This window comes from Neobacillus sp. B24 (assembly GCF_055381825.1).
Window position 1 is genome coordinate 1,156,886 of record NZ_AP035777.1, and the last position, 15,318, is coordinate 1,172,203.

12 protein-coding genes are annotated in these 15,318 nt (G+C 44.6%); all 12 read right to left on the reverse strand.

Annotated features, from left to right (window positions below; translation table 11 throughout):
• Nucleotides 1–25 precede the first annotated feature (25 nt).
• Nucleotides 26–1,570, reverse strand: a complete 1,545-nt coding sequence (locus ACZ43M_RS05735; RefSeq protein WP_464506459.1) for a 2-isopropylmalate synthase — start codon at nucleotides 1,568–1,570, stop codon at nucleotides 26–28.
• Complete coding sequence (ilvC, locus tag ACZ43M_RS05740) at nucleotides 1,557–2,588, reverse strand: ketol-acid reductoisomerase (protein ID WP_464506460.1); 1,032 nt, start codon at nucleotides 2,586–2,588, stop codon at nucleotides 1,557–1,559. Before ilvC ends, ACZ43M_RS05735 begins: the two co-directional genes overlap by 14 nt.
• A gap of 28 nt (nucleotides 2,589–2,616) precedes the next feature.
• Nucleotides 2,617–3,138: an acetolactate synthase small subunit gene (ilvN, locus tag ACZ43M_RS05745; RefSeq protein WP_464506461.1), complete on the reverse strand. Its 522-nt coding sequence runs from the start codon at nucleotides 3,136–3,138 to the stop codon at nucleotides 2,617–2,619.
• Nucleotides 3,135–4,862: a biosynthetic-type acetolactate synthase large subunit gene (gene ilvB / locus ACZ43M_RS05750; RefSeq protein WP_464506462.1), complete on the reverse strand. Its 1,728-nt coding sequence runs from the start codon at nucleotides 4,860–4,862 to the stop codon at nucleotides 3,135–3,137. The genes ilvN and ilvB overlap by 4 nt, the downstream gene beginning before the upstream one ends.
• A 446-nt stretch (nucleotides 4,863–5,308) precedes the next feature.
• On the reverse strand, nucleotides 5,309–6,976 hold the full coding sequence (ilvD, locus tag ACZ43M_RS05755) for a dihydroxy-acid dehydratase (RefSeq protein WP_464506463.1): 1,668 nt from the start codon (nucleotides 6,974–6,976) through the stop codon (nucleotides 5,309–5,311).
• 11 nt (nucleotides 6,977–6,987) lie between these two features.
• The gene (gene ilvE, locus ACZ43M_RS05760; RefSeq protein WP_464507969.1) at nucleotides 6,988–7,896 is read right to left on the reverse strand and encodes a branched-chain-amino-acid transaminase; all 909 of its coding nucleotides are present in this window, start codon (nucleotides 7,894–7,896) and stop codon (nucleotides 6,988–6,990) included.
• A 529-nt stretch (nucleotides 7,897–8,425) separates the two neighbouring features.
• Nucleotides 8,426–9,160: an exonuclease domain-containing protein gene (locus ACZ43M_RS05765; RefSeq protein ID WP_464506464.1), complete on the reverse strand. Its 735-nt coding sequence runs from the start codon at nucleotides 9,158–9,160 to the stop codon at nucleotides 8,426–8,428.
• The gene (locus ACZ43M_RS05770) at nucleotides 9,147–10,133 is read right to left on the reverse strand and encodes a DUF294 nucleotidyltransferase-like domain-containing protein (RefSeq protein WP_464506465.1); all 987 of its coding nucleotides are present in this window, start codon (nucleotides 10,131–10,133) and stop codon (nucleotides 9,147–9,149) included. Before ACZ43M_RS05770 ends, ACZ43M_RS05765 begins: the two co-directional genes overlap by 14 nt.
• A gap of 87 nt (nucleotides 10,134–10,220) precedes the next feature.
• On the reverse strand, nucleotides 10,221–11,519 hold the full coding sequence (locus tag ACZ43M_RS05775) for an ammonium transporter (protein ID WP_464506466.1): 1,299 nt from the start codon (nucleotides 11,517–11,519) through the stop codon (nucleotides 10,221–10,223).
• 168 nt (nucleotides 11,520–11,687) lie between these two features.
• Entirely contained in the window at nucleotides 11,688–12,029 is a 342-nt protein-coding gene (locus ACZ43M_RS05780; RefSeq protein ID WP_464506467.1) for a MerR family transcriptional regulator, read from the reverse strand.
• Between the two features lie 357 nt (nucleotides 12,030–12,386).
• Nucleotides 12,387–12,722, reverse strand: coding sequence for a hypothetical protein (locus tag ACZ43M_RS05785; RefSeq protein ID WP_464506468.1), 336 nt, complete (start codon nucleotides 12,720–12,722; stop codon nucleotides 12,387–12,389).
• A 135-nt stretch (nucleotides 12,723–12,857) separates the two neighbouring features.
• Nucleotides 12,858–15,137: a nitric-oxide reductase large subunit gene (locus tag ACZ43M_RS05790; protein WP_464506469.1), complete on the reverse strand. Its 2,280-nt coding sequence runs from the start codon at nucleotides 15,135–15,137 to the stop codon at nucleotides 12,858–12,860.
• Between the last annotated feature and the right edge of the window lie 181 nt (nucleotides 15,138–15,318).

A 15,318-nucleotide genomic window follows, 5' to 3' on the forward strand; every position in this document is an offset into this window, starting at 1 on the left:
AGCAACCTCCTTATTATTATTTGTTTTATAAGGTAGCAGGCTCTTTAGCGACTGCTCCACTCGTAAAGAATACTCGGTTGACGGCGTTGATGAAGGCTTTTGCTGAGGCCTCCAATACGTCTTGTGATGAGCCGCGACCGCTGACGTCGGTTCCATTTACGTTCATTTTCACATGAACTTCTGCTAGGGCATCGCGTCCGCGTCCGACGGAGCTTAAATTGAAATCAGTTAGATGGATTTCCTCTTTCACGAGTGCTTCCAATGTATTGTATAAAGCTTCGACGCTTCCGCCGCCGGTCCGGGCTGTTTCAACTCTGATGCCTTCAGGCGTATTCAAAGCGACCGTTGCAGTCGGAAGGTTTGCCGAACCATACTGCACCTGGAAGGCAAGAAGCTCATATTTTTTCACATCAATTGTAGCCGTTTGGATGTCCGTTAAAATTGTAAACAAATCTTCATCGGTAATTTCCTTTTTGCGGTCGGTTAATTGCTTAAAGGATTGGAACGCTTCATTAAGCTTTTCTTGAGATAAGCTAAAGCCCATGTTCTCAATTTTGTCCTTAAAGGCGTGGCGTCCGGAGTGCTTGCCGAGAACAAGATCGTTCGATCCGACCCCCACCATGGTTGGGGTAATAATTTCATAGGTTAATGTATTTTTCAACACGCCATCCTGATGAATCCCGGATTCGTGGGCAAACGCATTTTTTCCGACAACTGCCTTATTGCCGGGAACCTTCATTCCGGTAAATCGGCTAACCAAGTCGCTGGTGCGTTTAATTTCTTTTAAAACCATATTGGTTGTGTACGGATAAAAATCTTTACGAATATTCAAAGCGACTGCGATTTCTTCTAAAGATGCATTGCCTGCTCGTTCGCCGATTCCGTTAATCGTACCCTCAACCTGGGTAACCCCGTTTTCAATGGCTGCCAGGGAGTTGGCAACGGCCATTCCCAAGTCATCATGGCAGTGACAGGAGAGGGCGGCTTTATGAATATTTGGCACGTTTTCGCGGATATAGCGGAACATCCGGCCATATTCTGCCGGTGTTGTATAGCCGACTGTATCCGGCAGATTGATTACCGTTGCGCCGGCATCGATTACCTTCGTAATAATTTGAACAAGAAAATCAAGGTCAGAGCGGGAAGCATCCTCTGCGGACCATTCCACATGGGTAAATTTCTTTTTCGCATAAGAAACCATGTCTACCGCTGTCTCCATGACTTCCTCAGGTGTCTTTAACAACTTGTATTGCATATGGATAGGGGAGGTTGCCAGGAAAACGTGCAACCTTGGTTCTGCTGCATCTTTTAAAGCATCCCACGCAATGTCAATGTCGGATTTAGTGGCGCGGGCCAGGCCGGTAACGGAAGAATTCTTGATTGTCTGGGCAATCGCTCTGACCGCTTCAAAATCCCCTTGAGAGGAAGCCGGGAAACCGGCCTCCATGATGTCAATGCCAAGCCGCTCAAGCTGTCTGGCGATTTCCAATTTTTCAAGCTGGTTTAAATTTACACCAGGGGACTGTTCACCATCGCGTAAGGTTGTATCAAAGATGTTAACGTGAACCATGTACCACCACTTCCTTCTTCTGATTTACAGGCTTTTTAATAAAAGGCATTAACGCACGAAGCTCACGGCCGACCACTTCAATCGGGTGGTTGTTTTCGGCACGGTTGATTGCATTAAATTGTGGGCGGTTGGCTTGGTTTTCTAAGATCCAACCTTTGGCAAATGCGCCTGTTTGGATATCCTTTAAAACATCTTTCATGCGGGCTTTTGTATCTTCATTTACCACGCGCGGTCCAGATACGAAGTCTCCCCACTGAGCAGTGTCAGAAATCGAGTAGCGCATGTTTTCAAGTCCTCCTTCATACAGAAGGTCGACGATTAATTTCAATTCATGTAAACATTCGAAGTAAGCAACTTCTGGCTGGTAACCGGCTTCCACCAGTGTTTCGAAGCCAGCTTTGATCAGTGCGGTTGTGCCGCCGCAAAGAACAGCTTGCTCGCCGAAAAGGTCTGTTTCAGTTTCTTCTTGGAAGGTTGTTTGTAACACTCCTGCACGGGCAGCACCGATTCCTTTTGCATATGCAAGGGCAACATCACGTGCTTGGCCGGTGTAGTCTTGGTACACTGCATAAAGGGCTGGAACCCCTGCGCCTTCTGTATAGGTACGGCGAACCAAGTGTCCTGGACCTTTAGGTGCTACCAGGAATACGTCAACATCAGCAGGAGGGACCACTTGACTAAAATGAATGTTAAATCCGTGGGCAAACACTAATGCGTTGCCAGCTTGCAGGTTCGGTTTAATGCTTTCTTCATAAACCTTTGGCTGCATTTCGTCCGGTAAAAGCACCATCACAACATCTGCTTGGGCAGTTGCTTCAGCAACAGTCGTAACCTCAACTCCATCTTCTACAGCTTTATCCCAAGATTTCCCTTGGCGTAAGCCGACCACAACATCAAAGCCGCTTTCTTTTAAGTTAAGAGCATGTGCATGACCTTGTGAGCCATAACCGATGATTGCAATCTTCTTTCCTTGTAAAACTTCCTCTTGAATATCTCCGTTATATAATACTTTAGCCATTATAATCATCCTTTCGAAAATTAGAGTGTTATTTTAATAGGTATGTTGCTGGCAATTCATTTCCTTGCGGCTGATGCCCGCGTTGGAAGGCAGTCAAGCCGGTTCTGGCAATCTCTTTAATCCCATAGGGACGAAGGAGTTCAATTAAAGCATCGATTTTATCCGGCCGGCCAGTAATTTGAACGGCCAGGCTGTCTTTGCTGACATCAATAATCAGGGCGCGGAATGGGTCGATAATCCCGTTAATTTCGCTGCGGAGCTGGGCGCTGCTCGCCACTTTGATTAAGGCAAGCTCGCGGACGACAATTGCTTTATCAGTAATGTCGGAAACTTTTAATACATCAATTTGCTTGTTTAATTGTTTGGTAACCTGCTCAAGCCGCTGGTCGTCTTCTACATCGACAACCAGTGTCATTTTTGACACACCCTCGGTTTCCGTTGGGCCGACAGAGATGCTGGCAATGTTGAATTGACGCCGCTGCAGCACCCCGGTAACGCGGTTCAGGACTCCGGTGCGGTCTTGGACAGTTAGCGAAATTATCCGTTTCATTGTGGTTTCACCCCAATCATTTCATGAAGCCCTTTGCCAGGAGCAATCATTGGAAAAACTTTTTCCTTCTGAAGGACACGGCAATCAATCAACACTGGTCCGTTATGGGCCATCAATTCAGGAAGGGAGGTAATTAAGTCTTCCTGATTATCAATTTTCGCGCCGCGAATTCCATAGCTTTCAGCGAGTTTGACAAAATCAGGCTGTGTCTGGAGTATAGATTCCGAGATTCTATTTTCATATTGTAGTTCCTGCCACTGACGGACCATTCCGAGTGCACCGTTGTTGACGATAATAATTTTTACTGGCAGGTTTCGCTCATAAATGACGGATAACTCCTGCAACGTCATCTGAAACCCAGCGTCACCGACAATCGCAACTACAGTAGCATCAGGAGCGGCCATCTGCGCGCCAATCGCTGCCGGGAAACCAAAGCCCATTGTGCCAAGTCCGCCTGAAGTGATCCAGCGATGCGGCTTATTAAAAGTGTAAAACTGGGCCGCCCACATTTGGTGCTGGCCGACGTCGGTAGCGACAATCGCTTCTCCCTTGGTGACTTTATGAATCGCTTCAACAAGCCATTGCGGGCTCATGCCGTTTGGATCCAGCTTATACCAAAGCGGGAAATCCTTTTTATATTGAGTCAATTTTTCACGCCATTCTTCCGTTTCCGGAGAAACGTCAGCTTCGTTGAGAAGTTGTGTTAACGCGACTTTGGCATCGGCAACAATCGGGATCCTAGTTGGAACATTTTTGCCGATTTCCGCCGGGTCAATATCAATGTGTGCAACTTTGGCAAATGGGGCAAAGTGTTTCAAATTACCTGTTAATCGGTCATCGAAGCGGGCACCAAAGTTGATTAGTAAATCAGTTTCATATAAAGCCATGTTTGCTGCATAGGTTCCGTGCATGCCGCCCATTCCTAGAGACAGAGGGCTGTCGGCAGGGAAGGTTCCTAGTCCCAGCAACGTGGTAACTACCGGAATGTTATGTTTCCCGGCAAAAGCAGTTAATTCAGCAGATGCTTGGCTGTGCAGGACGCCTGCGCCGGAGAGAATAACCGGTTTTTTCGCTTTTGGAAGGGCCTCCGCCAATTTGCGTATCTGCAATGGATTTGGTTTATAGGTTGGCTGGTAGCCAGGTAAATGGATGCTGACTTCTTGCGGCACCATGGTTAAAACTTCTGCTGATATATCCTTCGGTACATCGACGAGGACCGGACCCGGCCTTCCTGTAGAAGCAATGTGAAAAGCTTCCTTTACGATTCTTGGCAGGTCGGCAACAGATTGTACCTGATAATTGTGTTTTGTAATCGGTGTGGTAATTGCCATCACATCCGCTTCTTGGAAGGCGTCTGTTCCGATTACTGAGCGTGCTACCTGACCGGTAAATACGACGAGAGGTAAGGAATCCATCATCGCATCTGTAATTCCTGTTACCAAGTTCGTTGCTCCAGGGCCTGAAGTTCCAATAACGACTCCCGGTTTACCAGTAATCCTGGCATATCCTTCCGCAGCGTGGATCATGCCTTGCTCGTGGCGGAAGAGAACATGGTTGATGGAGCCTCGTGCCCGATAAATCGCATCATAAATCGGCAGGACGGCACCTCCGGGATAACCAAAAATTGTTTCAACACCTTCTTCAATAAGCAGATCAATCAGAAGGTCTGCACCTGTCTTCGGTGCGGTACTGGTTTGGAACTCCAGCTTTGCTTCTACTTTCACGTCGTAATCCCTCCTTATAAGTAATTGAATATTTGAAAAACTCACCATGTAGCTGTGGTTTAAATAAACAACATAAAAAGACCTATTCCTCCCGAATTTACTGCAGTCAAGTACATCAAAAGCAGAAATGTTCGGGGAGAAAAGGCCTTTCATTTTCTCGGTACCACCCGGTTTTACAGCATCCTCACGGATACTGCCTTATGAAGCGACAACGAATCTAACAACGCTTCTTTTTGTAACAGGTGCTCCGAATGAACACCCGGTTAAACCTACTGAGTTAAAAACCGTTCAGATTAACACTCAGGGATGATGTCGGATTAGGCTGTATTACTGGGCTTCCAGCAACCCCAGCTCTCTGAAAATACAAATTCCTAATCCTTTATTCCCGTCATCGATTTTTCTATCCATTTTTCAAAAGGGGAGGGGGCAAACCCGTCCCTGCAGTATTAGAATTTCATAACCCCGCCAGTATTGGCAGAAGTAACAAGCTTCGCATACTTTGCTAAATAACCAGTTTTAATCTTAGGCTCTGGTTTTACCCAGTTTGCACGTCTTTCGGCTAAAACCTCGTCATCAACGAGTAGTTCGATTGAGCGTGCCTCCAAGTCGATTAAAATTTTGTCGCCATTTTCAACAAAGGCAATTGGCCCGCCTTCCGCTGCTTCAGGTGAAATGTGGCCGATGGATATTCCCCGGCTGGCACCAGAGAAACGGCCATCTGTAATTAAGGCAACCTCTTTATCAAGACCGCGGCCAGCGATAGCAGAGGTAGGAGCAAGCATTTCCGGCATTCCCGGCCCGCCTTTTGGCCCTTCGTAACGGATCACGACAACATGGCCAGGCTTTACAGTACCGTTATTAATGTTTTCCTGTGCTTCTTCTTGAGACTCAAATACAATGGCTTCACCTAAGAAGGTCTTGATTGATGGATCAACAGCGCCAACTTTGATAACCCCGCCATCCGGAGCAATATTTCCGTACAGGATGGATAGTCCACCAACAGGGCTATACGGATTGTCTTTTGTCCGAATCACGGTTTCGTTCGTTATTGCTGCATCCTTCACAACTTCTTCCAAGGTGTTTCCGGTAATGGTCAAGCAGCCCTTATGCAAGGCACCTTCCACTTTAAACAGTTCATTTAAGATTGCGCTGACACCGCCGGCACGATGGACATCATCCATGGAATAATCGGATGCCGGCATAATTTTTGCCAGATATGGAACACGTTCAGCAATTTTGTTAATGTCCCGTAAATCGTAATCGATACCTGCTTCATGGGCGATGGCCAGTGTATGTAGCACCGTATTTGTTGAGCCGCCCATGGCCATATCAAGGGCAAAAGCATTATCAATTGCTTCTCTTGTTACCATATCGCGGGGCTTAATATCTTTTTTTACTAATTCGATTAAATGTCGTGCTGCTTGGCGGATTAACTCGTGCCGTTCTTCTGAAGTGGCGACGATTGTTCCGTTTCCAGGGACCGTCATCCCGAGCACTTCCATAAGGCAGTTCATCGAGTTGGCGGTAAACATTCCGGAACAGGAACCGCAGGTTGGGCAGGCACTTGTTTCGATTTCTAATAACTGCTGGGCGGACATTTTCCCACTGTGGTAAGCGCCAACTCCCTCAAATACAGAGGTGAGGGAAAGCTGCCTGCCGGTTGAAGAAACGCCAGCCTCCATTGGGCCGCCTGAGACAAATACCGATGGGACATTGGTTCTAACGGCTGCCATCAACATTCCTGGTGTGATTTTGTCGCAATTTGGAATGTAGAAAACGCCGTCAAACCAGTGGGCATTAATTACTGTTTCAGCACTGTCAGCGATAATTTCGCGGCTGGGGAGAGAATAGCGCATTCCGATATGGCCCATGGCAATTCCATCATCGACACCAATGGTATTAAATTCGAATGGAATTCCGCCGGCTTCACGAATGGCTTCTTTGACAATCTCTCCGAAGGTGTTCAAGTGCTTGTGTCCCGGAATAATATCGATATAGGAGTTGCAAACACCGATAAATGGTTTTTCTAAATCACTTGTTTTAACACCGGTTGCATATAAAAGGCTTCGGTGGGGGGCACGATCAATCCCCTTTTTTATCATATCGCTTCGCATTTTAAAAACTCCTAACTTACAACAGCCTGGTTTGCTCTTTCAGGGTAGCAAGCCACTCCGTCAGTAGTAACGATTCTTCTAAACTCTTCTAAAAGATTATTGGTAACAGGTCCAGGCTTACCATTGTTTATCTTGCGGCCATCCACATCAATTGCGGCAATAACTTCAACGGCAGTTCCAGTTAAAAATACCTCATCAGCTGTGTAAACATCATGTCTGCCAAATGGAGTTTCTCGAACTTCATAGCCCTTTGCCCTTGCCACATCAATAATCGCGTTACGGGTAATGCCTTCCAAAGCCCCCAAGTAAACCGGCGGGGTGAAGATGACACCATTTTTTACAATAAAGATATTGTCTGCAGATCCTTCCGTAACGTAGCCTTGATCATTCAGCATCAACGCCTCTTGGACGCCTGCTTGATTGGCTTCCAGTTTTACAAGGATATTGTTTAAGTAATTCAACGATTTAATCTGAGGGCTTAACACATCCGGACGATTTCTACGGCTTGCAACAGAGGCAATTTTAATGCCGTTTTCGTAAAATTCTTTTGGATACATCGTTAATTCCTCAGCGATGATGATGACGTTTGGATTGGCACAGGAAGAAGGGTCTAGTCCGAGATTTCCTTTACCGCGGGATACGACGACACGGATATATGCACTTTCCAGTTCATTTTTTCTAACGGTGTCGACGATCAGTTGTGTCATTTCCTCCTGTGTGTACGGAATTCTCAACATAATGGATTGAGCTGATTCAAATAGTCTTTTTAGATGGGCATCGAGCCTGAAGACGTTTCCGTTATAGACACGAATGCCTTCAAATACTCCATCGCCATATAAAAAACCATGATCATATACTGATACAACAGCATCCTCTTTCTTGACGAATTGTCCGCCAAGGAATATCCATTGACTTCCCAACATAACCACTCCTTTTAGTGATAAAGTGAAACTTCAATCAGTGGGAGGGTTATCCCCACTGATTGTTAGTTGAACCAATCGGGTTTTTATGGGCAGTTAACCCCAACTGTTAAGATATATGTAATTACAAGGTTGGGGGTTTACTGCCCGTTAAAACGGGATAAAACGCATTAATTGAATAAATTAAAATATGAAAAGAAGAGCCCCGCCCCGGCCTTTTTTATAGGCTGAGGAACGAAGGGACCATTAAATTAGAAACTATTTTCGATAATCTTACACCCATTTTAAGACAGGGTCAACACAAAAATCTGACAATTCAAACTAATCGAACAAATTGGTAGCGTTTACAACCTTGTTTTCATAAGGTTATGTGGAATTTAAGTTTTTTGAAAAATTTTTTTTATGAGGCAATTCTGTCCCTTTTGAGGAGGGGTAAATGGAGAGGAGAAACTAGTAGTATAGAAGGTTACTGCTAATAAGGAGGGGATAATCAATTTATAGAAGGAAAAGGAAAGAAGGAATAAATTTACTATTCTAATGTAGCAAGGTATTGATAAAGCTCGTGTAAATTTTCCATTCCCATGGACTGAACCAATTGGATATAGTGACTCCAAATCCGGGCCGTTAATATTGCATCACCAAGAGCGTGGTGGCGGCCTTTTATTTCAATATTACATTTTTTGCAAACTTCTTCGAGAGGTAACGGTTTATTAGCTGGCAGCGTAATCCGGGTAAGGAAGGATGTATCAATGATTCGGTGATCAAATTTCCTTCTCACTAAATCATGGGTCATCTTTGTCATAAAGACTTGTTCGTGCTTGGCATGGTGAGCAACCAGTACATGATGATGAGTAAATTTAAAAAATCTCATCAACACTTCCGACGCCTCTGGAGCAATTCGTAAGTCCTCGCTCTTAATATTCGTTAGTGCTGAAACAGTCTCTGGCAAAGGGATGTCGGTTTTCACTAGGGAATAAAATGTTTCATTTTCATGGATGTGCGGCCCTGTCATTTTGACAGCCCCAATGGAAATTACCCGGTCGCCTCTTTCAGGATAAAAGCCGGTGGTTTCTACATCAAATACGACGACTTTTAAGTCAGTGAATGGGGTGGTCAGGCTGTCGTCTTTTTGCATTTCCTTTTGCAGTTGTCTAATGAAGGAAATATGTTGAGGGTTGGTTTGGCCATGGACACCTGCATATATACTTGACCCAAGCTTTCCGGATAATTGTCTAAAAAACTGAATCATGTCATTCATCGCCATTACTCTCTTCCTTTTCAATGAACTCTTTCACATAACGGTGTAAGGCTGAACCTGTTTTTAAAATTTCTTTCATTTTTGACTTTTCTTCTTTGGACAGGGTATCCATAGGTAAATAGTGACCATTATCATAATTGATGTGATCGCCATGTTTTAAACGGAATTCAAAGAGTGTTACTAAATGAGACTGATAAAGTTGTTTTTTGTCAGCAGGAATCCATCGTTCTGGCAGCTGACTCAGTCGTGTTAGGGTGGAGGATGAGGTAATGCTTCCTTTTATAGCCAGCAGCCGCACCGAATTTACAATAGGAAACAGAGCCGTTTCCTTAATATTTAAAGTCCCTGCATGAGGTCCATGTGTATCGGTCAGAAATTGACCAAGTACGCCAATACCTTTTTTTCGATACATCGTATTGTTGAGCAGCTTTTTTAGAAGATGGTCCTTTTGAACAGATTGATAAATGAATGATTTTAATTGTTTGATATAAAGTTCCTCCCCGTAAAAGGTACGGCTATCAATAAAAATTAATAATTGCCGGACACTTTCCCAAGAGGATTCGAGAATCCAATCTGCCAGTTGCCGCTGCCATTCATATAAGGATTTGCACCATAATGGATTGTTTGACATGACGCCTCCGTCACAATAATTGTATCCAGTTCGATAAAGGCCATTTGAAATCTCTTCTCCCAGCGCCAGAAAATAGGTCTTTGCCTGTTCGCTTTTTTCGAAATAAACAATCCCGTGGTCCTGGTCGCTCCATACTGACTGCTCAAATCTTCCGGCACTGCCCATGACAAAAAAAGAAAAGGGGCAGGGAGGGGGACCGTCTCTGTCGATTGAAATAGAGATAGCCAGCCTGACAACCTGCTTCATGATTTCGTCATGCAGCAGGTTTAATTTATAGTGGTCTATTGAGGCCAACCCGATATGTTCGTTTCGGTAACGCAGGATTTCTTTATAGCTGTCTGCAGTCATATGTCCCCCCTCCTTCCTATAAGATGTGTGCTCCATCCCCGTTGAATAGGAAAGGGATGGAGTGGATTTTGTTTTATCTCCCAAGTTTTAAGCGTTTAGCTTTGGCTCAGGATGCAGCAGCTTCTCTTTTTTTTCGAATGTTCCTTCTGCCTTTACGATTTCAGGATAGCCATAGCTTCCATGCTCGCTCATATCGAGACCGATAATTTCTTCTTCTTCGGTAACCCGTAAGCCATTCATGACAGCTTTCATGATTTTTAATAGAATAAACGATACGATAAAGGCGAATGCTCCACAAACAAACACACCTAGAGCTTGAACGCCAAGCTGATGTAAACCACCGCCGTAGAATAATCCTGGCTGACCCACGGAAGCCAATTCCGGTGTAGCGAAGAAGCCGGTGGATAATGTTCCCCATATCCCTGCTGTACCGTGTACGGAAAGAGCGGCGATCGGATCGTCGATTTTCATTTTTTCAAAGAATCGAATGCTATAGAATACTAGAATTCCGGCGATGAAACCAATGACAACTGCAGCCCAAGTCTCAACAAACGCACAGGAAGCGGTAATGGCCACCAATCCGGCTAGTGCGCCGTTCAGCATCATCGGGACATCTGCTTTTCCGAGCGCAAGCCATGAGATAATCATCGCCGCAATGACACCTGCGCCAGCGGCTAGGTTTGTATTTACTGCTACAAATCCAAAAAACGCGTTATCAACGGAAATGGTGCTCCCAGCATTAAAGCCGAACCAACCTACCCAAAGTAAAAGGACACTTAAAGCGGTGAATACTTGGTTATGCCCAGCCAGATTATTGGCGGACCCATCTTTATTATATTTTCCTATCCGAGGTTTAAGGATGATGGTAGCAGTAAATGCAGCCATCGCTCCAGTCAAGTGAACGACGGTAGAACCAGCGAAGTCTTGCTTGCCATGCTCTGCCAGCCAGCCGCCGCCCCAAATCCAGTGGGCAATCGGAGGATATACGATAATGGAAAATAGTACAGAAAACACTAGATAAGCGCCGAGTTTAGCCCGTTCGGCAAATCCCCCAAAAGCAATGGTTAACGATATTCCGGAAAAGGCTAGTTGAAATAAGAAGAAAACTGCTCCGGAAAGCCCCAAGCCTTCAACGTCGTAGCCCGAGTAGAAGAAGTCAGAAAGACCAATCAATGAATTTCCTTTACCAAATATTAAGCCATATCCCACTATCCAAAACATAATCGATGCGATCCCAAAAGTCAGGATGGTTTTTCCGGCGATATGACCTGCATTTTTCATTCTGGTTGAACCAGTCTCCAGAAGAATAAATCCCCCTATCATTAGGATGACGAGTACGGCGCTGATCATGACCCAAAGACTGTTCATTAAAAATGTAGTATCCATTTCATTTTCCTCCTTTATGTTGTGAAATTTATTAACAATTGGAATAATTGTATTTTTACATGTATGTAAGATTATTTTCTACAATCATGTAAGGAAATCTCACGTGGTTTTTATAAGAGGGAAAATGAAGACTGTGGTATCAAGGAGTTACACAAAAAAAGAAGCCCTTTATCCATTAGAATAAGGGCCTTTACGTACTCCAAATTGTGCGTTTAACTGTCCTTGAATCATTTTTCGTCTGATTTCCTCCTGGTTTTGCTTCTTCTGTGCTTTCAGCATCTCTTTTCTAATTTCATGCGTTTGTACACCGTCTTCGATTTTATTGGCAATTTCAACTAGTAATTCCACGTCTGCGAAGGAATATTTACGGCTTCCGCCTGGTGTTCGATCCGGGAAAATCAGTTTCCGTTCTTCATAATAGCGTATTTGCCTTTCGGACAGGCCGGTAAGTTCTCTGACAATCCCAATTGTAATGACCTTTTTATCTTTATAAGATGAATCACTTCCCATTCCGGTCCTCACCACTTTTTTGTTTTTCTTCTAGTTTAATAGATATAAAAGAAAATTACATTAACTATGTCAGATTTTCTTACAAGTGATTTTGAAGTCTCCTTAAAAGGTCATGTGTTTGAGAACCAATAATCTTCATGAGTTCCTCATATAATTCGTCACGCAGTCTGTATAGTTGAAGGATTTTTTTTGCCAATATGATTTCATTTTTGTTATACATCCCTACCATCCTTTCTGTTCTATGTGAAAAAGTTATCGGATATTATGTCGTTTGTCAGCTGCTTTGTAAGGGATGTTAACAATAATTTTTTTGCTGACAATCAAAAAAAATCGGGCAGGGCCCGATCCTTTTTGTGATTAATATTCTCCGTCAAAAGGAGTAAATGGAAAGTTAAATCGTCTTTCAACGGCACGAAGACGTTGATTGACACGCTGCAATCTGCGCTGTATTTGATTTACGTCTCGTTCCAGCCTTTCAAGTTCTCTCTGCTGGCGATTGTTTTCTCTCTCAAGCTGGCTTACTCGGCGCTCAAGCTGCTGTGGCTGACGATTCGGGTCGAATTGGTCCTGAGGAAGAAATGGGTTCGATTGCTCTTGTGGTAAATAAGTGTTCATTTGCTCTACCGGTACATAAGAATGATAGTGGTATTCCATCGGCATATGCGGCAGTTGATATTGGCCATACGGATTCATTAGGCATCTCTCCTTGTATGATAAATACACTATACTTTATGTCATGTTTTTTTGGATGAAACGGCGAATGCCCAATTGGCGCCCATCGATAAAACAAAAAGTCCTATTCCAAAAAGCTGGAATAGGACTTTTAAATTAAACATTTTTTCTAGTCGACCCGTCGTAGTCAATTCGGTCATTGGATAGTGACCAGCCTGTCTTAAGGCCAATAATAAACCAGGTTAATGCCAAACCGCCAAGGGAAAACAATGTATCACCAATAATTCTCAGCCAGACGAAGGTGGCGACAATGTCCCGTGACATAAACTCAGCAGAACGGGCGTACCACATACCATGGTTAACGCTAGCCCAAGTTTGCATTAATCCAATTGGCAGCAGGCTTAACAGAACCATGAGAATCAGACCAATGTTAATCGTCCAGAAGGCAAAGGTCAGCGGACCTGTCTTCCATTCTTTTTTGACCGTCAAACCGCGCAGACAGAAGAGCATTAGCCCAATTCCGAGCATGCCGTAAACACCGAATAACGCTGTATGGCCATGGACCGGAGTGGTATTCAATCCCTGCATGTAATATAGCGCGATAGGCGGGTTAATGAAGAACCCAAATAATCCGGCACCGACCAAGTTCCAAAATGCAACGGCAATAAAGAAATAAATTGGCCACCTATACTGAGCGACCCAAGGCTTGGCCCGGCTTCGCGTTAGATTTTCATAAGCCTCAAACCCGATCAATACGAGGGGTACAACCTCTAGGGCACTAAATGTGGCACCAAAGGCGAGTACTCCTACTGGTGTTCCACTGAAATATAAATGGTGGAACGTTCCAATAATGCCGCCGAACAAGAAGATGATGGTGGAAAACAGCACGGAAACAGTCGCAGTCCGCAGTCCCAATAACCCCATTCTCGTAAACAGGAAGGCCATGACCACTGTTGCAAAGACCTCGAAGAAGCCTTCCACCCAAAGGTGGACAACCCACCAGCGCCAATATTCAGCAATAGCCAGGTTCGTATGCTGCCCCCATAACAATGCCGGAATATAGAATACCGGAATTGCGGTCGAGGCAATAAGGAACAGTGCGAGCAAATGTCTGCTTTCCTTTAAATTTTTAAACGCTGGCCACATGGCGCGAACCATCAGGAATAACCACAGGAATAAGCCGACTGTTAAAAACAGCTGCCAGAATCGGCCAGTGTCGGTATATTCGTATCCTTGATGACCAAACCAGAAGTTAGCGGTATGCCCTAATTTCTGCTGGACAGCAAACCATTGGCCAATCATTGACCCTGCAACAATAATTAATAGGCAGATAAATAGGAAGTTAACGCCGAAACGCTGGAATTTAGGTTCATGTCCAGATACAGCTGGAGCTATGAACAATCCAGTTGCCAGCCAAGCGGTAGCAATCCATAAGATTCCCAGCTGCGTATGCCATGATCTTGCCAACGAGTATGGCAGCCATTTATCCAATGGAATCCCATAGAAGCCGCTTCCTTCTACTTGGTAGTGGCCGGTAATTGCACCAAGCAAAACCTGCACCAGCCACAGTAATGCAACGACCCAAAAATATTTCAGAGTTGCTTTCATTGACGGAGTGGGGGATAAAGCGAGCAAGGGATCCTTCTCCGGGAAGGTCTCTTCACCCTCATGGTGCTTCTGTGTAGCATAATACCAAGCCAACGCCCCAATTCCAGCAAGCAGCAATACAAAACTTACGACAGACCAAACGATCATTTCACCGGTTGGCCGGTTATCGATTAAGTTTTCATTTGGCCAGTTATTTGTATAGGTGACTGTATCTCCTGGTCGGTTTGTTTCAGTTGCCCAGGTCGTCCACCAAATATAGCTGATAAAGGCGCTGAGCCGGTCGGAATCTTTGATTACATTCCGCGGCATTGCGTAGGACTCACGCAGATTATCCAATGAGGGATCGTCGGAAAATAGTGCCGCATAATGGGCTCCGATATTTCGAATCGCTTCAGCACGAATAGGTGAAAGAGTAATTTCACCCGTATCCTTATTATAGGTATTTGGCCGAATTTCCTTTTTTAACCGGGCTTGCAGTGCAGCCTTTGCTTCCTCGTCCAAAGCTGAATATTGTTTTCCAAAATCTGACTTAGCCCAGTAGTTTAACAGCCACATTGACTCCCGATGAAGAAAATCGGCATTCCAATCGGGTGCGACATAGGCGCCGTGTCCCCAAATACTCCCGAGTTCCTGACCGCCGATGGATTGCCAAACATTCTGTCCATCTTGAATATCTTTTTTCGTATATAGCACAGTCCCATCAGAAACAACAACTCGTTCCGGGATAGGGGGCATCGTGTTGTAAAGCCTGCCGCCGTAATAACCTAAAATTGCAAAAGATACAATGAAAACAATGGCAAAGCTTACCCATAACCGTGTGTAACGCATTCATACACCTCCATAAAGATTTTTAAACGGTCCCCTAAAAAAAGGAAATCCTACCCAGTAGATTTCCCGTTCTCTTGTGATAAATTCATTATTTTGGAAAGTTATACCTTGTTTACGAAAAAGCCAGCATGTTTCAAGGTGACGCAGCGTAGGATGGTAAAAAGTGCCCAGTTTCCCTGAA

Coding starts and splice junctions, on each gene's coding strand:
- ACZ43M_RS05735 (WP_464506459.1), bottom strand. CDS start 1,570: ATGGTTCACGTTAACATCTTTGATACAACCTTACGCGATGGTGAACAG.
- ilvC (WP_464506460.1), bottom strand. CDS start 2,588: ATGGCTAAAGTATTATATAACGGAGATATTCAAGAGGAAGTTTTACAA.
- ilvN (WP_464506461.1), bottom strand. CDS start 3,138: ATGAAACGGATAATTTCGCTAACTGTCCAAGACCGCACCGGAGTCCTG.
- ilvD (WP_464506463.1), bottom strand. CDS start 6,976: ATGCGAAGCGATATGATAAAAAAGGGGATTGATCGTGCCCCCCACCGA.
- ACZ43M_RS05765 (WP_464506464.1), bottom strand. CDS start 9,160: ATGGCGATGAATGACATGATTCAGTTTTTTAGACAATTATCCGGAAAG.
- ACZ43M_RS05770 (WP_464506465.1), bottom strand. CDS start 10,133: ATGACTGCAGACAGCTATAAAGAAATCCTGCGTTACCGAAACGAACAT.
- ACZ43M_RS05775 (WP_464506466.1), bottom strand. CDS start 11,519: ATGGATACTACATTTTTAATGAACAGTCTTTGGGTCATGATCAGCGCC.
- ACZ43M_RS05780 (WP_464506467.1), bottom strand. CDS start 12,029: ATGGGAAGTGATTCATCTTATAAAGATAAAAAGGTCATTACAATTGGG.
- ACZ43M_RS05785 (WP_464506468.1), bottom strand. CDS start 12,722: ATGAATCCGTATGGCCAATATCAACTGCCGCATATGCCGATGGAATAC.
- ACZ43M_RS05790 (WP_464506469.1), bottom strand. CDS start 15,137: ATGCGTTACACACGGTTATGGGTAAGCTTTGCCATTGTTTTCATTGTA.